Origin of the sequence: Bacillus sp. IS1, from assembly GCF_032461585.1 — a bacterium.
GTDB classification, from domain to species: domain Bacteria; phylum Bacillota; class Bacilli; order Bacillales; family Bacillaceae; genus Bacillus; species Bacillus velezensis.
The window spans coordinates 839,886-861,236 of sequence record NZ_JAWCWR010000001.1; the positions used below are offsets into that span (position 1 = coordinate 839,886).

General features: G+C 40.0%; 16 protein-coding genes. 1 reads left to right on the plus strand and 15 read right to left on the minus strand.

Annotation, left to right across the window (positions count from 1 at the left end; translation table 11 throughout):
* Positions 1-47 precede the first annotated feature (47 nt).
* The 11 genes from RUW00_RS03490 to gltB all read right to left on the minus strand — a co-directional run bounded on the left by RUW00_RS03490 (position 48) and on the right by gltB (position 16,592).
* Complete coding sequence (locus RUW00_RS03490) at positions 48-1,247, minus strand: ABC transporter permease (protein WP_280145152.1); 1,200 nt, start codon at positions 1,245-1,247, stop codon at positions 48-50.
* The gene (locus tag RUW00_RS03495; protein ID WP_280145153.1) at positions 1,244-1,969 is read right to left on the minus strand and encodes an ABC transporter ATP-binding protein; all 726 of its coding nucleotides are present in this window, start codon (positions 1,967-1,969) and stop codon (positions 1,244-1,246) included. Before RUW00_RS03495 ends, RUW00_RS03490 begins: the two co-directional genes overlap by 4 nt.
* A 64-nt stretch (positions 1,970-2,033) precedes the next feature.
* A complete protein-coding gene (locus RUW00_RS03500) occupies positions 2,034-3,137 on the minus strand; it encodes a methyltransferase (RefSeq protein WP_280145154.1) in 1,104 nt (367 codons plus the stop codon).
* Positions 3,138-3,167: 30 nt separating this feature from the next.
* Positions 3,168-4,409, minus strand: a complete 1,242-nt coding sequence (locus tag RUW00_RS03505) for an MFS transporter (RefSeq protein ID WP_280145155.1) — start codon at positions 4,407-4,409, stop codon at positions 3,168-3,170.
* Entirely contained in the window at positions 4,399-4,923 is a 525-nt protein-coding gene (locus RUW00_RS03510) for a GNAT family N-acetyltransferase (protein ID WP_280145156.1), read from the minus strand. The genes RUW00_RS03505 and RUW00_RS03510 overlap by 11 nt, the downstream gene beginning before the upstream one ends.
* Complete coding sequence (locus RUW00_RS03515) at positions 4,923-6,257, minus strand: glutathionylspermidine synthase family protein (RefSeq protein ID WP_280145157.1); 1,335 nt, start codon at positions 6,255-6,257, stop codon at positions 4,923-4,925. Before RUW00_RS03515 ends, RUW00_RS03510 begins: the two co-directional genes overlap by 1 nt.
* Positions 6,254-7,546 (minus strand): hypothetical protein, encoded by a 1,293-nt coding sequence (locus tag RUW00_RS03520; RefSeq protein ID WP_315956493.1) that lies wholly within the window; start codon positions 7,544-7,546, stop codon positions 6,254-6,256. Before RUW00_RS03520 ends, RUW00_RS03515 begins: the two co-directional genes overlap by 4 nt.
* Before the next feature lie 7 nt (positions 7,547-7,553).
* A complete protein-coding gene (locus RUW00_RS03525; protein WP_280145159.1) occupies positions 7,554-8,837 on the minus strand; it encodes a hypothetical protein in 1,284 nt (427 codons plus the stop codon).
* Positions 8,838-8,848: 11 nt separating this feature from the next.
* Complete coding sequence (locus RUW00_RS03530) at positions 8,849-10,111, minus strand: aminotransferase class I/II-fold pyridoxal phosphate-dependent enzyme (RefSeq protein WP_280145160.1); 1,263 nt, start codon at positions 10,109-10,111, stop codon at positions 8,849-8,851.
* Positions 10,112-10,534: 423 nt separating this feature from the next.
* Positions 10,535-12,016, minus strand: a complete 1,482-nt coding sequence (gene gltD, locus RUW00_RS03535; RefSeq protein ID WP_003153838.1) for a glutamate synthase small subunit — start codon at positions 12,014-12,016, stop codon at positions 10,535-10,537.
* Between the two features lie 16 nt (positions 12,017-12,032).
* The gene (gltB, locus tag RUW00_RS03540; RefSeq protein ID WP_280145161.1) at positions 12,033-16,592 is read right to left on the minus strand and encodes a glutamate synthase large subunit; all 4,560 of its coding nucleotides are present in this window, start codon (positions 16,590-16,592) and stop codon (positions 12,033-12,035) included.
* Positions 16,593-16,737: 145 nt separating this feature from the next.
* On the opposite strand from gltB, the gene gltC reads away from it, so the two are divergent.
* Positions 16,738-17,640 (plus strand): glutamate biosynthesis transcriptional regulator GltC, encoded by a 903-nt coding sequence (gltC, locus tag RUW00_RS03545; protein WP_014418086.1) that lies wholly within the window; start codon positions 16,738-16,740, stop codon positions 17,638-17,640.
* Positions 17,641-17,700: 60 nt separating this feature from the next.
* Here the strand turns inward: gltC and proB are convergent, their stop codons facing one another.
* From proB to RUW00_RS03565, 4 genes are all read right to left on the minus strand, one after another.
* Entirely contained in the window at positions 17,701-18,819 is a 1,119-nt protein-coding gene (proB, locus tag RUW00_RS03550; protein ID WP_029974622.1) for a glutamate 5-kinase, read from the minus strand.
* Between the two features lie 24 nt (positions 18,820-18,843).
* Positions 18,844-19,692: a pyrroline-5-carboxylate reductase gene (gene proC, locus RUW00_RS03555; RefSeq protein ID WP_021494173.1), complete on the minus strand. Its 849-nt coding sequence runs from the start codon at positions 19,690-19,692 to the stop codon at positions 18,844-18,846.
* A 185-nt stretch (positions 19,693-19,877) separates the two neighbouring features.
* Positions 19,878-20,246 (minus strand): replication termination protein, encoded by a 369-nt coding sequence (rtp, locus tag RUW00_RS03560; RefSeq protein ID WP_003153833.1) that lies wholly within the window; start codon positions 20,244-20,246, stop codon positions 19,878-19,880.
* Positions 20,247-20,532: 286 nt separating this feature from the next.
* A complete protein-coding gene (locus RUW00_RS03565) occupies positions 20,533-21,249 on the minus strand; it encodes a 3-ketoacyl-ACP reductase (protein ID WP_007407344.1) in 717 nt (238 codons plus the stop codon).
* Positions 21,250-21,351: the final 102 nt, after the last annotated feature.

Below are 21,351 nucleotides of genomic sequence, written 5' to 3' on the forward strand. Positions count from 1 at the left end.
AGAGTTAGGATTACGCAGTGCCAAGATCTTGATACGGTATTCCGAGCTTAATCGTTAAATATATCTTTTGTCTTTTTTGGAACATACCAGAAACTTAGAATATAAGCTACAGCAAGGGATAATACTTGTAACAACAATATGTTTTGAATCTTAATACTACATGAAATCAACAAAAGTAACAGTGAAAGAATTTGAAGTACAAGTAAAGAAAACACAATATATTCGAGTCCAAGTTTCACATCTCTATTTGTTATTGGATATGTACGTAGCATTAACGGATATATGTGAGGCTTGAAATTATGAAGTACTTGTAATGTTGTTAGAAATAAGCCCAACATCGTAATACAAACGGTTAAAATTGGATATGTCGAGATTAACAAAGCAATCAACATGACAAATGAAAGGCGAATATAGACACCAAAAAACTCCCCATATCTCAACGAAGAGCGAATTAGTAAATATAAAAAAGGGTTTCGGAAAATAAACGAAGACCTTTTAATCAAAAAGAACAAATACTTTCTTTCTCTAACACGATGTTGCACACTCGGTATATCAATAAACAAGTTCAAAAAAGTGTAATAGAAGGACTTCCGCTTTTGTTCCTTGTTGATTTGCATAAGCCACATATCGCTAGACAATATATATGTCTGCCTGGTTATCACAACATAGCTGATGATTCCAACAATCAGCAAAAATAACAGAAGATGATAAAAGAAAAGATTCAGCAATATCCAATTTACAGTAAATTGAATAGGAAGATAGATTTCTTTATTTGCATAAAAAACAGCATTCATATTTAAATATTTTAAACAAAGCAAGACTATACATGTTGTTAAAAACAGAATATGATTATCTGTCTTGCTTTGAAATAATGGATACAGAATAAGCATTAACACAATAACTTTTAATGCTTGGATAAACAAACTAAAATAAAAAGCATATTTAAAATATGGAGTCAACTCTGATTCAGCTGGTAGCATAAAGTAAATGTCTGTTTCACGCAAAAGGGTTGTGAGTGAATTCCTTGTTAAAAAAACCGCCATTATAATAGAAAAAAATAAAATAAATTCAAACCTGTCCATTACTAACTGATCAAACCATTTAAACAATTTAACATAGACATACATCAACAATCCGAAAGCTATGAATATGCCGCTATTGCTAAATACTCGTAAAAGATAAACTCTTTCTGTTTCCCATTGAGCTTTTAATCGTCCTATAAACAATTTACCCCATAGTAAACTCAATTTTTGACAACCCCAATAAATATTTCTTCCAATGAAACATCAATCATTTTCGTCTGAACTTGAATTTCCTGAATAGTTCCTTGCACCTTAACCTTCCCCTCATCAAGGAAAATAAAACGATCACAATATTTTTCAGCCATAGTTAAAATATGTGTAGAAACAAGGATTCCCATTCCTCTATCTTTCATTTCAACCATTAAATCAATTAATGTATCAATTGCTAAAGGATCTAGCCCAACAAATGGTTCGTCAATAATAAAGAAAACAGGTTCAACCAAGAAGGCACAAATAATCATAACCTTTTGTTGCATTCCCTTCGAAAAAGTCTGAGGAAAGTCATTTATTCTTCTTTCCATTCTAAATTTTTTTAAAAGTTCAGCCGCTCTTAATTCAAAATTTTCTCTTTTCATTCTATAAGCAGAAGCAGCAAATTCTAAATGCTCCCAAAGAGTTAATTCTTGATATAATTGAGGAACTTCAGGGATATAGGATATACGCGGTCTAAAATATGAGGGATTATCTCTTAATGAAACACCATCGAGTGTAACACGTCCTTCAGTAGGTATTAATATACCTAAAATGTGCTTAATGATCGTGCTTTTCCCCGCACCATTTAACCCTACTAAACCAACTATTTCCCCTTTATCAACCTCAAAAGAAATATTGTGGTTTGCTTTCTTAGTACGCTTATAACCTCCTGTAACCCGTTCTACGCGCAACATATGGAAACACCTCTGCTATATTATTGAGAAAAGCATTCATTTTATTTGAATGCTTTCACTTTAATTAACATTTTATTGCCTTAATAATACCATAACCTTCAAATGATCCATCTGTTATTTTTGAAACATTTGAAAAACCCTCTGTTTCCAATAATTTTTTCCATTCATCAAAAGACCTTGCAAAAACATGAGCTTCAACACCCATAGCCATAAACGTTAGCCAAGCACGACTGATACCATCAGGTTTGTTTATTCGTTCAAGTATATAAATTTCCCCTTTTGGCTTTAAAGCATTAAACGCTTTTTTTAACAACATACATACTATTACATCCTCCCAATCTACTAGAATCCTTGAAAATAAAATCTTATCATATCCTTTAGGGAAGTTATCTTGCAGAAAATTAGCTGGATAGACAGTTATTTTAGTCATTGTATCCCATCTGCTTAAAGTTTTTTCAATAATGGAACAGGCGCTAGGAAGATTTAAAATGTCAATGCTTAAACCAAGATGTTGCTTAACTAATATAGAAGCCATGGTTCCATCTCCTCCGCCAACATCTAGCATGGTTACATCTTTCTGTCCAATAGAAAGTAAATGCTGTGATAAAAAGGAAGCCAAGTAAGGCACTTCCGCCGTCATAATAGGTTCAAAATTTCTTGATTCTGTCTCATTTTTCGGTGGCCAATGAATCTCATCAAGTTGGACATCTGTCTTTACCATCTCTAAAAACATGGGACCGTACTTTTTTAAAAAAAGTCGTGTAAAACCGATTCTTGGCCACAAATAAGGTTCAAAACTATCTGAGGCAGGAATAAAAAACTTTTTCGCAAAGTCCGTTACTTCTACTTTTTCTTTAATAGTGACTAGCCGTATTTTTTCTAACATATATACTAAACGATAGACATTCTTTTCTGGAACCTTTAATCTTTCACTTAATTCCGATAAATTTAAAGGAGTTTCATATAGTACATCAAACAGGTTCATTTCAACAGCTGACAGAAGCAGATAAGTGCTTATAAAACCGTTCAAAATAACATCTGCTTTTTCACGTTCATCTTTTGAACTTTGGATATCCTTTTGAGATAATAAAGATGAGCGGTCTATCCAGTTTTCACAATGCTCATTCCAAAGGTCAAACTTATCTACAATATCAAATTTTTGATTCATAATACCATCTCCTTAAAAAGAATGAGAAAACTACAACGTTTCTTCTATTCCTTTTTGATACTCAGTGTTTAAAGCACGTAATGAACCGCTGAATTTAAAACAGATTGATGTAAGAAATAAAATCAGACCACCGCTTATAAACACAAAGGAAGCATTTGTTATATCAGCGAAAGCTCCTCCTAATAAAAATCCAATAGGTATTCCCATTTGAGCAAAAGTTGTTCTTATGCTGAATACTCGGCCTTGTAAATGGTTAGGAACAACCTCCAGCCATATAGATGTACTTGTTGCATTTATAAATGGAAGAACAAATCCAAAGAATCCGATTAATAAAGTGGAGCAAAAAACGTTTACAAAGAGACCAAGTCCTACTTCTATAAAAGCACAAACAATCAAACTAAATAAAATTACTTTTTCTTTTTCTATCCGAACAATTGTTAAAGCATTCAGGATGCTGCCAATTATTAGCCCGATTCCAAGGGACAGTTCCAAATGAGCTAAGATAACAGGTCCCTCTAAAAGATCATTTGTTACATACAAAGGGAGAATTGGTTGGACGGCACAACAAATATTCACAATGAAAAACAATAGAAGCAATGCTTTTAATAATTTACGCTTTTTAATGAATTGAAAACCTTCATATAGCATTGCAATATGTTCAATAAGAACATCATCATGATCACATATATCAAAATCTTTTTTAGGCACCTTTGTAAAAACTAATAAAACCACAGCTAACATAAAAAAAATCAGGTTTAAAAATAATATATGCTGAATTTGTAAGGTAACTATGAGGTATCCTGCAATTATTGGTGAAATGACCATACCTAAAGCATTTAACAATTCTTGTAACCCCGCTAATTTTCCTTGTTTTTGCTCCAATACCATACTAGAACAGCTTGATATTAGGGCCGGTTGTTGTATTGATAGTAATACACTAGCTATAAATCCATATAAAGATAATACAATCACATTCACTGAAGAAAAATTAAAAAGAAACCAAAGACAGAGTAATATAAGAAGATTTGACACGTTACAAAAAAGAAGAATTTTTTTACGGGAAAGTTTATCAATCAGGGGACCTAAAAGAGGTCCTGATATTATTCCGGGTAAAGTCGCAGCAATCATCTGCACCGATGTTATGATTCCGGAATGATAAGCAGTTGTTATCCACCACACTATAGAAAAACGACTGATTCCATTTCCTAAGATAGCAAAAAACTGACTGCTCAATAACGAATAAAATGATTGCCTGTATTCATTATGAATCAATTTCATTCTCCTTTTTATTAGCTATAGATAGTGTATAAATTAAACTATTAGGCTCGAATTTAAAGCGCGGAGCAAAAGTTTCTTTAATTTTGTTATTATAATTCACCTGTGCTGCCATCATGTTAAAGCCTCTTTCCTCTAATAACTGAATGGTTTTTCCTAATAGCCTTACCCCGACATACTTTGCTCTCCAGTCAGGATGTACCCACAGTGCGTATATAAAAGGGTAATTCAGGCCGGTTATTTCATTTACCCTCTTACCTGAAAAAGAGTATCCGATAATCCCCTGATCCGCTTTTGCAAGTAACAGCGCTCCCTCAGGGACTTCTAAGCTTTTCTTAATAAGATTATCTACTCTTTTTCTGTTTCCGTTATTGTTATCAAAATTAAATTTGCAATAGATATCCTCTAGCCCCTTCATTATGACATCTAAAGAGGAATCTAAATACTCCCTATCATTAACAGATACATTCACAATCGAATATGTTTTAGACATATGAACAATAGTAGACATTAAATCTCCCTTTCACTAATGACATAAGCTGGTTGAACAGCCCCTCTTTTCCCGACATTTGTAATAGGATCGATAGATGAACGGCATAAAAGTCCAGACGCTTTCCCTTTTACTAAATATAGCGCTAAGCTTTGATAGACACTTATCGGGATAGGGTCACCATTTGGTTTAATGATTGTTTTCTTTGATTGATCAATATACTTTTGCATAATAAAAGGTTTGTCTATAGCATGACTAACATGTCTATTCCATAAGTCATTAGGACAAAATTTCCCCAAGATAACTCCTCTACCCCTTGTATCAATAACTCGCTTTAAAACGTATTGATCTTTATTATTTATAACCTCTTTTATTTGCTCTGGTTTTTGTGATGTTAAAGAAAATGTTTCTGGAATCAACATATCAATAGCATCTTTTTGTTCCTTAGAGAAAAAAGATTGAATGTGTTTGTCTTTTAGTAGATATAATATTCTTTTATTTTCGGCGACCAATGCAGAGGGAAATGAGTTAACATAAATAAATTGATTGTTTTTTAATCCATTCCAATACTTCTCGATCTCTGATACTGATCCTTCGTAAAGGCAATATTTAAATTGATCATTTTCATCGATAAATGCGTCAAATTTATGGAACGCCATCTGAAGAGGTTTATTACCCCAACCAGGAAGGTTATCAACAGACTGTAATTTTTGAATAGATATATGTTTTGCTGAAAGTCCCATTGTAGTAGCAAGTTTTTCAAGCAAATCCAAATCAGTAAGCACTGGGTGATACTCACTACTTAAAAATCCGATATTGGGATCTTGTTTCTTTCCGTTTACTTCTTTATAAACATCTATAAGACTCCTTATAAAAAGTTGCGGATCATCTGTTGCCTGTGCATTTATTTCATATTTATTCGAGATTTCTTTGAAAATGTCAAGAGTTTCGTATATTTGTTTAATATAAGAAACCCAAAGAATGGCACCTGGACAATCACAGTTTGTTTCCATAAGTTTAAAACGTCCGTCAATTGTTTCAGCTACATCAAATCGTGCCAAGTGTATCCAGTGTTTATAAAGGGGTTTTATCCTACTCAGCTCTCTAAATACAGATAATTCAGGAAACTCCTCCTGGATATCATCATATTCAATATAGATTCGCAAGAATATTTCCATTGCTTCTAAAACGAGTTCTGATTTAGATTTTAGGTGATCATACTTACATCTATCAATTAAAAAGGGAGTTAAAGAAACAGGTATAGGAGTTTTACCATCAAAAAATATTTGTTTCTCTTCAATACCCTGCTTCATCTTTCTTTGATCAATTGAGTACATCTCATTTGGTATAATCATATGACAGCCACCCCCGTTGAGCTCATACAACTATTTGAAGGTAATGCTAATACTCGATTATTAGAATCATCCTCTATTCTCACTAAAATCCCTCCCAAATGTGACCCGAATATATAGGGACTTAGTGTAAACCTTTTAGATTCAGTTATAATACCTTTTGTAGAATGATAATATTTAAAATCATATAATGGTGATTCCAGATTTTCCTGTACAATCCACTGGGTTGAATCCATAACTATTTTATGAACTAAGTCTTCCCACCTGTCTTCCTTTGTTTCAGCTCCCATAAAAACGTATTCTCCAATATGAGAATGCGATCTTTTTATGACAAATTGGTTTTTATTTGAGAGGATAAGATCAAGAAGGTTATATTGTTTGCCGTTATAAATAACATCCCTCTTCTTAATTGTCCGTGTCCAAGGGATATATTTATTGATCAAATCAATTTCGCAAGATGCTAAACGGGCATTATTTTCTATTTGCTCACTCAGTTCAGCAACAATCCCTTTATGATCCATAAAAAGATCCGTAGGATTTGAGTAAACTTTTGTATCGGTGTTCCATGCCTCTTTTATAACTCGAATCATTTCTTTTACTTTTTCCTGAGGATGTACCAACGTTCCGATTCGGTATAATATATGAAAATTTCGAACACCATCAGTGATGTAATCTGCTGTTGCCCTTAAATTCTCCGGTGTAACAAAAAAAGCTTTAATACCAACTGCCTCTTCAATCCATTCAACCATTTCTTCCGTTAAATCTTTATAAAATTGATCGAAATCGTTAAACCCCATTAGTGCAATATTGATTTCTTCTTCCTTTTTATTTATTTGAATCTCCCTTTTTATATCGATTAAAAATCTCTTTATTCCGTCTTTTACACTAGGGTATTCAACATGACCTGGTAATTGACTTAATGGATTCTGTTGTAACCAATACTGAATGAAATCGACTTCCCATGTCCCTCCTACTGCGGATTCAATATTCATTTCAATTATCTTAAGCTGATCACCAACTAATATACCATCTGGACGCATGATTCCAGGGATTAATTCATTCTTATATAACTCCGCAATTTCTTTATGATCAGATCGCACCTGAGATTTATTCTTAAATGTAATCTTGCGTCCCAACTCTAATAATTTGGGTAGTTCTTTTTCCCACTCAGATATTTTTTCTTTTTTTAAAATTATTGGTGATACAGGCATTCTCCCATCCTCAAATAATATCCCTAAATCTGTTAATTCGTTCTTAAATCTTTCTCTCCAATTTGTAAACTCCAAATTCATATAGTTGTTAACCTCCATGTCTCATTTGAATATCCTGTTGTATTTTTAATGTTTGACTAAGTTCTTTGTTTTTTCTCCTGCTCCAAATAAAAGCGTCTAAAATATAATGATGAAAAGCCACTCCCCAAAATAAAGCACCTAATGTGTAGTTCAGCAACTCATAAGTCATTATCTGATTGTTTATTGCTCTTGGAAGAGTTATGAACATATCAAACAAAAAAGCCAGGGCTGCAAATAAAATTAATTTTTCAGTAACTGAAAAAGCTAAACCAAACTTTACTTTTCCTTCATTGACTAAGTATTTATTTACATTATGAAACCTAATAAACCGATGGTATTGAATATTATGAAATATTGTTAGAGCTATAAAAGGGATAGTGATAGGAACATTAATCAGCAATATAACATTATGAGTTATTAAAACAGCACCAATTAGTAACCATTTAGGTAAATTGAAAGCGTTATGTTTTAGATTTGATAATGCATGGTATATTGCGAAAATTGCAGATAGGAAAAACCCAACCAATGATATAACAGCCAATGTTTTTAAAACGGAAGATAAACTATAGATTAGAGAAAGATGAATAAAAACTGTAATTCCTATGAATACAAAAGAACTTTTAAATAAAATATTCATAACATTACTTTTTTCAGAGTTATTTAAATACTTTAAAATCAATCCTCCTATCACTAAACAGAGACCGATCAAAAATAAAGAATTTGCGGTCTGTTGCCAATACAAATAGGAAACTGAAAAGTGTTCTGCTAATGAAAAAGGATGATAGTATAGTAAATGATTTTGAAGAAGCGGATACAGGCTCCCAAATCCTAGCAAGAACGCATCATATCTCTTTGTTTTAAAATCTTTCTCACCGTTTTTTCCTCTATAATAGGAAATAAAACCCCAATGCTGTCTAACTAAGTGATAATAGGCATAGATTAAACCAAAGCGATTGAATGTGATTGCGGCTGCTCTTGTGGTCTCTATCCCCTGTGTTATATAGAAAAATAAAATAAGTAAAGGACCAACTACTAAGATCAAAAGACTATAAAGTAAAGCTTTATTATTTTGGCTTCGAAACTCGCTATCAAAGTATGTTCTTGTATATGTAGCAAAAACATGGGTGCCATCAAATAGTAATGTCCAACTTAAATAAAGAATGCCTAGAGTTAAAGTTACTCCTAGCCCCAACCCCGTCATACCATAATATAAAATAACCACAATAAAGCTGATTACTGCCGGGCCGATAATCCATGTTAAATCTTTTCGTCTGTCCATTATCCAATTCATACTTACACTCCTTATTTCAGAATAGACAACGCAACTTTTTCAAGTGCATTTAATGTGTAATCTAGATCGGATTTTTCTAAGGCTGCACTCGTATTTAAGCGAAGTCTAGGCAATTTTCTTGAAACGGCTGGAAAGAAAACTGGGTTAACGTAGATTCCTTCTTGATGAAGTGAGTCTGCAAAACATAAAGCTGTGTCGCGATCTGCAAGAATAATTGGAATAATAGGTGATTCACTGTGCAATACATTAAGACCCATTTGTTGAATGCCTTCTCTTAAGTATTTCTCGTTTTCGTGTAACTTGTCCTGGATGTCCGGATTTTTCTCAAGAATATCAATAGCCGCAATTAAACCTCCGATAACTGATGGTGGCAATGATGCAGAGAACATATAGCCATTTGATCCCCAGCGAAGAATATCTATTGCTTCTTTTGATCCAGCAGCAAAACCGCCAACACCTGGTAATCCTTTACTAAGGCTTCCAGTCAGTATATCAATCTCTTTTTCAACTTTAAAATGAGATGGTGTCCCTCTTCCATTAGGCCCAAAAGCTGCGGTTGCGTGCGCATCATCTACGATAATAAATGCATTGTATTTTTCGGCTAATAAAACAAGCTCATCTAACTTAACTACATCACCATCCATACTAAAAATGCCGTCTGTGATAATAAACTTTCTCTGAACGTATGGCAATCCTTCTAGAGCACCTTTTAAGCTGTTCGGGTCTCTATGTTTGTATTTAATATATTTAGCGCCAGATAATTTAATGCCATCAATAATTGATTGATGATTCAACTCGTCGGATAATATGACATCTTGTTCTGAACACAGAGCTGAAATCACAGATACATTTGCTGAAAATCCGCTGCTGTATGTTAACACGTCTTCTACACAAAGGAATTTCGCAAGTCTTTTTTCAAATTCAACATGTAAGTCGGTTGTCCCATTCAGCAGTCTAACTCCACTAGTTGTTACTCCGTACTTTTCTAATGCTTCTTTAGATGCTTTTAATACAAGGGGATGACCATTGAGTCCAGAATAGTTATATGAACCAAGGTGTAACAGTTTTTTATACTGTTCCTCTTTCGGAAGGGACGTAGTGGACTCTACTGAATATGCAGTAGAAACATAACGATGTGGAATGTTTTTAAACGTCCGCCCCATAACTTTCATATGGCCAGTTTCTGTCAGCCAATCATATAAAAGTTTATTTCTTCTTGTTTTTGTTGATTGTACAGTTAAGTCTCTATTCCTAACATTTACTGGATTTTTCATTTACAATCCCCCTAGCGGATCCTTTTTTTATATATTATAGAATTAATTGTAATTAATTTCAAATATTTTGTAAATATAAAAAGCATTGATTACATTTTATTATTTTTGAGCTAACAGATTATGCTGTTCGAATTAGATCCCTAAAAAATCCTTAAATTTGTCGTGTTGTATTGCGGCCGGAACTTATACATCTGAACTGAAGAACAAATAACGCGGCGCTCAGTTTCAGAAAGCTGATCATATTTACAGTTCAGTTCCTTGACTGCTGATTGATTTCTACGAAAATAATCTCTCCACCCTGTAAAACAAAATTCCATTTGTTATCCTCCATTCCCATATATGACCAATACAGGAAGAAGGAGGTTTCATTTCAATACGAAAAACCGGCTGATCCCAGCCGGTTTTATAAATAAACCCCTTTATTTACGGTAAAACAGTGCTCCCCATTAAATAACTGTCGACTTCGCGCGCTGCTTCCCGGCCTTCATTAATCGCCCATACAATCAGGCTTTGGCCCCTTCTCGCATCCCCTGCGGCGAAAACACCGTCAACATTCGTTTTATAATCCCCATATGCCGCCTGAATTTTATGATTTGCCGAATCGACACCGAACTGTTTCAATAATGGCTGTTCTGTCCCTTCAAAACCGATGGCGATGAACACCAGCTGAGCAGGCCATACTTTTTCTGTACCGGGCAGTTCATGAAATTCATACTTTCCGAATTCGTTTCTGACTTTTTCCATTTGAATGGTGTGAATCTCTTGTAAGCGGCCCTGCTTATCGGCCACCATTTTTGTTGTCTGAATTGAATATTCTCTCGGGTCTTTGCCGAACTTTGCCTGCGCTTCTTCATAGGCGTATTCAAGGGTAAAGACGTGCGGCTGTTCAGGCCACATATTGTCGTTCGTGCGCGTCTGAGGAAGTTTAGGATGTTTCCCGAACTGATGCACGCTGCGCGCTTTTTGGCGCAGCGCGGTTGCCACGCAGTCAGCTCCTGTGTCTCCTCCGCCGATTACGATGACGTCTTTCCCTTTAGCGTCTATAAATTGTTTGTCTTTGAAGTTGGAATCTAAATAGCTTTTCGTCGCCAGTGTTAAATAGTCCATCGCATAATGGACGCCTTTTGCTTCCCGGCCTTCAATCAGCAGATTGCGCTGCTTTTGGGCGCCTGTGCACAAAATGACGGCATCAAATTGTTCTTTCAGCTCATCTGCTGTTATGTCAACGCCGATTTCGGTATTTGTCACAAAATCTATACCTTCCTGCGTCAAAAGCTTTATACGGCGTTCGACGACATTTTTCTCAAGCTTCATGCTCGGAATGCCGTACATCAGCAGGCCGCCGGCTCTGTCGGCACGCTCATAGACTGTTACGGAATGACCGGCTTGATTCAGCTGATCAGCGCTTGCCAAACCTGCCGGGCCTGAACCGACGACAGCGACTTTTTTACCTGTGCGTTTCGCTGGAATTCTCGGCTGAATCCATCCGTTTTCAAACCCTTTGTCAATGATCGTCCGCTCGATGTTTTTAATTGAAACAGCCGGATCTGAAATGGCCAGCGTACAAGATCCTTCACAAGGAGCGGGACAGACCCGCCCTGTGAATTCAGGAAAGTTATTCGTTTTCAGAAGGCGCTCCAAGGCTTCTTTCCAGCGCCCCCGATAGACGAGGTCATTCCACTCCGGTATCAGATTATAAATCGGGCAGCCGGAGGTAAAACCGTTGATATCAGCGCCGATTTGGCAAAACGGTGTGCCGCAATCCATACACCGCGCCCCCTGCCGCTTTGACGCTTCATCTGAAAATGGAGCCGAATACTCTTTCCAATCCTTTAAGCGAGTGAGAGGGTCCCGCTCAGCCGGTTTTTCTCGTTTTTCTTCCATGAATCCAGTTGGTTTCCCCATGTTCCTCTCCCCTTTCTTACTGTACTACCGCTTGTTTATGGTCTTTGGCAGGCGTTTGGTGAACCTTTGTATTGGCTTCAAAAGCATACATAATTGCGTCTTCTTCTGATAAACCCGCCGCTTTTTGTTCTTCGATGCTGAGGAGCATTTGTTTATAGTTTTTCGGAATAACTTTGATAAAGGTTTCTGCGGCTTTTTCCCAATTGTCCAGGAGATCTGCGGCTTTTTTGCTGTTTGTCAGCGCCGCGTGCCGTTTGACCATTTCTTGCACTTCTTTGATCTCAGCCTCATCCGTCAGCTTTTCAAATGAAATCATTTCCATGTTGCATTTGCGTTTAAATGCTTTGGCATCATCACTCAGGACGTATGCGATACCGCCTGACATTCCCGCCCCGAAGTTTTTGCCGACTTCGCCGAGGACGACAACCCGGCCGCCTGTCATGTATTCACAGCCGTGGTCTCCGATACCTTCTACAACGACATTGACTCCGCTGTTACGGACTGCAAAACGTTCACCGGCGCGCCCGTTAATGTACGCTTCCCCGCTTGTTGCTCCGTAAAATGCGACGTTCCCGATAATAACGTTATCGTGTGTTTCACAATGGAAGGCATCAGGCGCTTTCACGATGATTTTTCCGCCTGAAAGCCCTTTGCCTACGTAGTCATTTGAATCCCCGTTCAAATGAAGCGTCATCCCCTTAGGGACAAATGCTCCGAAACTCTGTCCGGCTGATCCGGTAAAATGAAGTCTGATCGTATCATCCGGCAGGCCTTCCGCTCCGTAGCGTTTAGAAATTTCACTTCCCGTCACGGTTCCGGCTACGCGATTTGTATTATTGATCTTGATTTCAGCTTCCGCTTCCTGACCGGCTTCAATTGCAGCCTGCACCGCCGGAAGAATAACCGTCATATCAAGCGACTGGTCGATTTTATGATTTTGCGCCGTACGGAAAGTGCGTACGCCTTCAGGCTGATACAGCAGTGTGGTTAAATCAAGCTGGCCCGCTTTCCAATGCGCTTTCGCACGTTCACTGACATGAAGAACGTCTGTCCGTCCGATCATTTCATCAAGCGTCTTAAAGCCTAACTCTGCCATATATTCACGCACTTCTTCTGCGACAAACAGCATGTAATTTACGATATGGTCAGGATCGCCCATGAATTTCTTGCGGAGCTCCGGATTTTGCGTGGCGACACCTACAGGACATGTATCTAAATGGCAGGCGCGCATCATGACACAGCCGAGAACGACAAGCGGCGCTGTAGCAAAGCCGAATTCCTCCGCACCGAGCAAGGCGGCCATCACGACATCTCGGCCTGTCATCAGCTTACCGTCCGTTTCCAATACCACGCGATCCCGTAAACCGTTCAGCATCAGCGTTTGGTGAGCCTCTGCAAGACCAAGCTCCCACGGAAGACCCGTATGTTTAATACTTGTTTTCGGCGACGCGCCCGTTCCGCCATCGTAGCCGCTGATGACGATGACATCCGCAGTGCCTTTTGCCACACCGGCAGCAATCGTGCCGACACCGGCTTTTGACACGAGCTTGACGCTGATTCGCGCGCTTCGATTTGCATTTTTCAAATCATGAATCAGCTGCGCCAAATCTTCAATTGAATAAATATCATGGTGAGGAGGCGGTGAGATCAGCCCTACACCTGGTGTAGAACCGCGGACATCCGCGACCCAAGGATATACCTTGTTGCCCGGAAGCTGACCGCCTTCTCCCGGCTTCGCCCCTTGCGCCATTTTGATCTGCAATTCATCCGCATTGACGAGATAATGGCTCTTTACACCGAAACGGCCGGAAGCGATCTGTTTAATCGCACTTCTTCTGTCGTCGCCATTTTCATCCGGAACGAAACGTTTCGGGTCCTCGCCGCCTTCTCCGCTGTTGCTTTTTCCGCCAAGCCTGTTCATCGCTATCGCTAAAGCCTCATGGGCTTCCTTGCTTAATGAACCGAATGACATCGCTCCTGTTTTAAAACGTTTCACAATGGACGCAGCTGATTCAACTTCCTCTAATTTTAAAGGCTTGCGGTCTTCTTTGAAGGCGAACAGATTGCGTAAAAATCCGATTCGTTCTTCATCCGCTGCATGAGAATACTGCTTAAACAGGCTGTAATCATTTTTGCGGCAGGCCCATTGCAGGGTATGGATGGTTTTCGGGTTGAAAGCGTGGTGCTCTCCCCCGTTCCGCCATTGGAATTCACTTCCCGGATCAAGAGTTTGGCTGTAATCATCCTTGTACGCCGCTTGATGGCGCTTCTTCGCTTCTTGCGCAATCGTCTCGATATCGATTCCGCCAAGCTGAGATGCAGTACCGGTAAAGTATTTGGTGATAACGTCTTCACCGATGCCGACCGCTTCAAAAATTTGGGCGCCCCTGTAACTTTGCACAGTTGAAATTCCCATTTTTGACATCACTTTCACGACGCCTTCTGTTACGCTCTTTCCGTATTTGCTGACAGCTTCTTCATACGGAATATCAAGCCGGCCTTCATCGATTTCCTGCTTATACGTAGCGTAAGTCAAATACGGATTGACAGCATCGGCACCATATCCGATGAGAGCCGCAAAGTGATGAACTTCACGCGCTTCCCCGGATTCAACGATAATGCTTGCTTTTGTTCGCAGACCTTGGCGGATCAAATGCTGATGCAGCGCACTGACGGCCAAAAGCGGCGGAATCGGCGTCAACTCTTTACTCATTGCCCTGTCAGATAAAATTAACAGAGATACGCCTTCCTTGATCGCTTTTTCCGCTTGCTGAAACAAATCCTTCAGGCCTTTTTCCAGGTCATCGGAAAACAGCGTGCGGATGTTCTGGCTCTTAATGTCAGGATGCACAAGTGTTTTCAGCGCATAAAACTGTTCGTTTGATAATACAGGAGTATACAATTTTATACGGCGTGCATTTCTTTCACTCGGATGCAGCAGATCGCCTTCAGCTCCGAGCCATGTCACCGTGGAGGTCACAAGCTGCTCGCGGATCGCGTCAATCGGCGGGTTTGTGACTTGCGCAAACAGCTGTTTAAAGTAATGAAACAGTGATTGGGCGCGATCGGATAAAACGGCGAGCGGCGAATCATTTCCCATAGAGCCGAGCGGGTCTTTGCCTTCTTTAATAACAGGAATTAAATACTTCTGAATATCTTCATACGTATAGCCAAACGCTTTTTGACGGACGAGAAGATCATCGAATTGTTCCTCTTCCCGGATTTCCGGGTCAGGATTCACTTGAACCAATTCTTCTTCAAGCCATTTTTGATAAGGGAATTCATTGGCGATTTCTGTTTTCACTTCTTCATCTGAAATAATCCGGCCTTCCTCTAAGTCAATGAGCAGCATTTTTCCGGGCTCCAGACGTTTTTTATGAAGAATGTTCTCCTGCTCTACTTCAATAACGCCGACCTCAGATGAGAAAATAATATGGTCATCTTTTGTCACATAGTAACGTGCCGGACGCAGGCCGTTACGGTCAAGGATGGCGCCGATTTGTTTTCCGTCCGTAAACGAAATGGCGGTCGGCCCGTCCCACGGCTCCATTAAAGAGCTGTGATATTCATAAAAAGCCCGTTTCGCTTTAGACATGTGAGTGTTTTCCGTCCATGGTTCCGGAATCAGCATCATTGCCGTATGTGCCGGTTTCCGCCCCGCCATCACGAAAAATTCAAACGCATTATCAAGAATGGATGAGTCACTTCCCTCAGCATTTAAAATCGGCAGTACTTTGTGAAGATCGTCTCCGAAGCTTTCTGAAACGAACTGCTGCTCCCTCGCTCTCATCCAATTGATGTTGCCCCGGAGCGTATTGATTTCTCCGTTATGAATCAGATAGCGGTTCGGATGGGCACGTTCCCAAGTAGGAAAGGTATTTGTGCTGAATCTTGAATGCACGAGTGAAAATGCAGATACGAAGGTTTCATCCTGCAAATCCAAATAAAAAGCGTCAACCTGCTCAGGCGTTAACAATCCTTTATAAACAATAGTCTGGCTTGACAAGCTTGCGAAGTAAAAATCAAGCTGTTCTTGAACGCCCCAATTTTCCGCCTGCTTCCGGATGACATACAGTTTGCGTTCAAAAGCAAGGCTGTCTTTCAAATCGTTTGCGGCGCCGATGAATACTTGACGCACATACGGGCAAGTACTTTGTGCCACTGTTCCGATTTTTCCGACATTTACAGGGACGGTTCTCCAGCCGAGAACGATCTGTCCTTCCTGCTCAATGAATGCATTCACCTGTTTTTCGATCTTTTTTCTTTCCTCTTCATTTTGCGAGAAAAAGACCATTCCTACCCCGTAACGGCCTTTTTCCGGCAGTCTCATTTCTCCGCACTCTTTCTTAAAAAAAGCATCAGGGATCTGAACCATCAGGCCGGCGCCGTCACCCGTATTCGGATCACTGCCCTGTCCTCCTCTGTGATCCAGCTGGCAAAGCATCTTCAGTCCTTTTTTGACAATGTCATGTGAAGGTTTCCCTTTTAAATGGGCATACAAGCCGATTCCGCATGCATCGTGCTCAAATTCCGGACGGTAGAGACCTTGTGCTTTCGGCATTTGATTGTAAGTCATAATTCCTCTCCCCCGATCAGTTTCCGTTAATTATCGGTCATAAAATCTGACAACTTTAAATTAATTGTAAGTTTTCAAAACAATATAAACAATATATAATTTAGATCAAATACATCTCAAAATGAGATAGATGGGTGTGAACGCAATGGAATTACGCCAGCTTCGGTATTTTATGGAGGTAGCAGAACGGGAACATGTGTCAGAAGCGGCTGATCATCTGCATGTCGCACAATCCGCTATCAGCAGGCAGATTGCAAATCTTGAAGAAGAGCTGAAAGTCACTTTATTTGAACGGGAAGGCAGAAATATTAAATTAACGCCGATCGGCAAGCAATTTTTAGAACATGTTAAAACGGCGATGAAAGCAATTGATTACGCGAAGGAACAAATTGATGAATATCTTGATCCGAATCGCGGAACCGTCAAAATAGGATTTCCGACGAGCCTTGCAAGCCAGCTTTTGCCGACGGTGATTTCGGCATTTAAAGAGGAATACCCGAACGTTGAGTTTTTGCTCCGTCAGGGGTCTTATAAGTTTTTAATTGAAGCCGTAAGAAACAGGGATATAGATGCGGCGCTGCTCGGCCCCGTTCCGACGGAATTCCCCGACATAACAGGCCATATCTTATTCACGGAAAAGATTTACGCGCTTGTTCCGCTGCATCATCCGCTTGCCAAACAGAAAAATATTCATTTAATTGATCTGCGCGGCGACCAATTCGTTTTATTTCCTGAAGGGTTTATTCTCCGAAACATGGCGATTGACGCTTGCAGACAGGCCGGCTTTGCGCCGCTTGTATCGACGGAGGGCGAGGATTTAGATGCCATTAAAGGATTAGTCTCCGCGGGGATGGGAGTGACTTTATTACCTGAAAGCACCTTTGCAGAAACCACACCCCGGTTCACGGTCAAAATTCCGATTGAATTTCCTCAAGTGAAGCGCACCGTAGGCATTATTAAACCAAAAGGAAGGGAACTGGCTCCGTCTGCAAATGATTTCTATCATTTTGTCATTCAATTTTTCTCCAAACTTGAACAATATCAATAAAAAACAAACCCGAGCTTCAAAACGAAGCCTCGGGCTTTTTCATATTTTTATAGATCTTTCTCAGCCGATCGGAATGGATAGTTCAACGTGGCAGACAAATGCTTCCGGATCAATGACTGATTGATCGCCCTGTTTATGCGGCGTTTCTTTAAATGTCTTCAGCTGGGCTGAGGAATAGTTGACGATGCCGAGTCCGAGCTCTTCTCCCTGCTGATCAAGCAGCCTGACAACCGCTCCGCTGCTGAATCTGCCCTTAATCTGCTCGATGTCCTGCGGTGACAGCTCCATATTTCCGTTCGCGACATCACGGCTGCTTTCTTTTTCCATCACAATTTCGCCTTCGGGGCCGGAATTAAACGCAAGCCATTGTTCTTTGTGGTTTAACGGCAGGGTTCCTTCCGCTTCAAAATAAGTTCCTTCAGCCGCCTCATCTACCGCTTGAAGCAGAATGTCCGGAATGTTAGCCTGCCCGAGAAAGCCTTTAATACCGGAGGCCATCACAATTTTAAAAGCATCCAGTTTCGAACGCATTCCGCCGGTTCCCATTTCACTCCCGGCATCTCCCGCGCTTGCTTCTATTTCCGGAGTGATGTCACTCACATGTCTGATTCTTTTCGCTTTCGGGTTGCTGCGCGGATTATCATCATATAAACCGTCAATGTCTGATAAAATTACAAGCATGTCGGCATCAATTAAACCTGCCACCTTCGCTGCGAGTGTATCGTTATCTCCGAATTTCAGCCGGTTGACTGTGACCGTGTCATTTTCATTAATAATCGGAATAATGCCCCGTTCCAAAAGGACGTTCATCGTATTGCGGACATTATGGTAGCGGCATTCATCGGAAAAATCGCTTCTTGTAATTAATATTTGTGATGCGACATAACCGTGCGCTAAAAACAGCTTTGAATAAGCCTCCATTAATAATCCCTGCCCGATGGAAGCAGAAGCCTGTTTTTCAGGGAGGCTTTCCGGTTTCTGAATAAATCCGAGCTTCCGATAACCTGCCGCCACTGCGCCGGAAGATACTAAAATCACTTCATAGCCGCTGTCTTTCAGCTGTGCGATTTGATCCACCAATGCTTCCAGCTTTCTTCTGCTGATTTCCCCGTGCAGGCTCGTCAGTGAGCTGCTGCCGATTTTCACCGCGACTCTTTTGATCTTCGTCCGAGACGTCACTGTATCACTCCTGTTTTTTAACGATTATAGTGCTGCCGTTTTTTCAATTGTTTTGCTGATCTCAATAGAACGTTCGGTCGCGTGTTTAATGGCTTTGGCAATGGCTTCTCCGCCGCCTTCTGACCTGAGCGCATCGAGGCCGGCTTCCGTCGTGCCGTTTGGAGAGGTGATGTTTTCCCGAAGCACATCCGGTTTTTCACCCGTTTCCATCAGCATTTTAGCTGCGCCCAATAACGTTTGCGCGCCGATTTTGCGGGACAGCCGTTTGTCTAAGCCGGCTTCTTCACCTGCTTTTTCAATAAACTCCATTAAATAATAAAAGTACGCCGGTCCGCTGCCTGCGATGCCGGTGAAAATGTCCATCTGATCTTCCTTGATCACGTATACTTCCCCGAGGCATTCCAAAAGGGATACCGCGGTTTTTGCTGAACCGTAAGAGACATGGTCTCCGAAAGCCGCAGCTGTTGCCGATTCGCCGATCATGCTGGATGTGTTCGGCATCACTCTTACAACTGGCTGACGGTCATGTAATGATTGTTGTATAAATGAGGTTGTTATGCCTGCCAGAACAGACAGGATGATTTGATGAGGTTGAATACGCCGTTTCAGCGTAGCAAGAGCGATTTCAGCATCCTTCGGTTTCATGGCTAAAATAAAGACATCAATGTCTTCGGTTTTCATGCTGTCAAAAGCAATGCCTTGAATTCCATATTGATGTTCCAATTCAGCGAGTCGCTCTGTATTGCGGCGGTTTGTCACGCAGATGTTTTGGTTGGGAATTTTTTTTGCGCGGACCATGCCTGATATCATTCCTTCAGCCATTGATCCTGCTCCGATAAAAGCAATTTTCTTTTGATCTAAGATCGGTAACATCTCCCTTGTTCGTATTTTGTTCGTATTTTTCACACGTTTTTTATGTTACCACTTCAGGAGTCGATGTCAAGTTTGAAGGTTTTATTGATGTGTATTGTTCCGAGCCTGTTATTATGTATAATGAATCACAAAACAAACCTTACAAATCTTTTGAGCCCGGGAGGCCGGGTGCGTTCCGGCCGGATTTAAAAATTATCTGAAATGGCTTTTTCTATCAGCTTTTTGCAGCGGTCAAGCTCTGTCTTCAGCTGTTTTTTGTAAAGCTTCGCAGCTTCATAGTCTTTAAATTGATAGAGAACGACTTCCTGGAGTTTGGCTCCCTCTTTTTTCACTTTCACTTGCTTTAAAATCCCGTCATCCAAAAGTTCGTGAAGTGAACGGTACACCTCGGTATGATTCGGCTTAAAACCGATGGGTTTAAATTCCGAACGCAGCACCTCGAGAAGCTTCAGTCCGTAAAGCCGTTCCTGCTCTGTCATTGTAATCATGTAAAGCTTTAAAAAAGCTCTTTGTTTCACTAAAAAACCGGTTGAACTTCTTTTTTCTTCTTTCAATATGTGCACACCCTTCCTTCTAACAAATTATTCCATGTACTAAATATTCTCTTTATATCCCGTTTTTCCTTTTTATCGTTCGGACAGTTTGATTTGTATTGATTTGTTTTTTGGAGAGCGGGGAAAATAATTTTAATGAACATTTGGTACATAGTTTATTTAGTTTAATTATAACTGATATCGGTTTCTTTTTCACTCTTTTTTCTGCAAAAACGGATCTTTATGCCTATTTATTCGGGTTGCGGAAACAAAAAAAGACCCGTCACGAAGACAGGTCCCCTTTTGTTTAAGGATTAGTTGACCACAAACCGGCAGTTTTGATGAAAATGCGCGGATGTAATTTCAATTGAGCAACCATATATTCTGCAAGATCCTCAGGCTGCATGACTTTTTCCGGATTGCCGTCTGTCAGATTTAATTCAATAGACATGTCGCTGGCAACCGTGCTCGGAGTCATTGCGCTGACACGGATATTGTGTTTTCTGACTTCCTGCATGAGAGATTCAGTCAGACCGAGAACGGCAAATTTAGAAGCGCTGTACGCACTTGTCGCCGCGGCGCCTCTTTGGCCCGCCGTAGAAGAAATATTAATGATATCTCCTGATTTTCTCTCAATCATTTCTGGAAGAACGGCGCGTGTCACGTGGTATACACCCATTACATTAACTTGAATGATGTCTTCCCACTCTTCAGGCGTAAGATCCAAAAATCCGCCGAATTTGCTGATTCCGGCATTGTTAATCAAGATGTCAATCTCACCGAGTTCTTCTTTAATAGAGGAGACGGCTTGCTCAACCTCTTTTTGGTTTTTTACATCGGCAGCAGCGAATGATGCCTTTACACCAAGGGCTTTCACTTCTTCCGCAACCTTTTCGACATTTGCTTCTGTGCGGCCGATTAAACCGATATTGACTCCTTCTTTGGCTAAAGCGATAGCGGCGGCGCGGCCGATTCCTCTGCCCGCACCCGTGATAAGAGCCGTTTTGTTTTGTAAGCTTTCCACGTCTTTCACCCTTTCTGAATGTCCTTATGTACGATTTCACATTATAAGCAGAAAAAAAACAATTAGCAAATAAAATGATTCAACACGATCCGTAAAGGGTAT

What these genes read in the sequence shown, in the direction of transcription:
- RUW00_RS03525 (WP_280145159.1), bottom strand. Translation starts at nt 8,837, where the DNA reads ATGAATTGGATAATGGACAGACGAAAAGATTTAACATGGATTATCGGC.
- gltB (WP_280145161.1), bottom strand. Translation starts at nt 16,592, where the DNA reads ATGACTTACAATCAAATGCCGAAAGCACAAGGTCTCTACCGTCCGGAA.
- gltC (WP_014418086.1), top strand. Translation starts at nt 16,738, where the DNA reads ATGGAATTACGCCAGCTTCGGTATTTTATGGAGGTAGCAGAACGGGAA.
- RUW00_RS03495 (WP_280145153.1), bottom strand. Translation starts at nt 1,969, where the DNA reads ATGTTGCGCGTAGAACGGGTTACAGGAGGTTATAAGCGTACTAAGAAA.
- RUW00_RS03510 (WP_280145156.1), bottom strand. Translation starts at nt 4,923, where the DNA reads ATGTCTACTATTGTTCATATGTCTAAAACATATTCGATTGTGAATGTA.
- RUW00_RS03520 (WP_315956493.1), bottom strand. Translation starts at nt 7,546, where the DNA reads ATGAATTTGGAGTTTACAAATTGGAGAGAAAGATTTAAGAACGAATTA.
- proC (WP_021494173.1), bottom strand. Translation starts at nt 19,692, where the DNA reads ATGTTACCGATCTTAGATCAAAAGAAAATTGCTTTTATCGGAGCAGGA.
- RUW00_RS03530 (WP_280145160.1), bottom strand. Translation starts at nt 10,111, where the DNA reads ATGAAAAATCCAGTAAATGTTAGGAATAGAGACTTAACTGTACAATCA.
- RUW00_RS03515 (WP_280145157.1), bottom strand. Translation starts at nt 6,257, where the DNA reads ATGATTATACCAAATGAGATGTACTCAATTGATCAAAGAAAGATGAAG.
- RUW00_RS03500 (WP_280145154.1), bottom strand. Translation starts at nt 3,137, where the DNA reads ATGAATCAAAAATTTGATATTGTAGATAAGTTTGACCTTTGGAATGAG.
- gltD (WP_003153838.1), bottom strand. Translation starts at nt 12,016, where the DNA reads ATGGGGAAACCAACTGGATTCATGGAAGAAAAACGAGAAAAACCGGCT.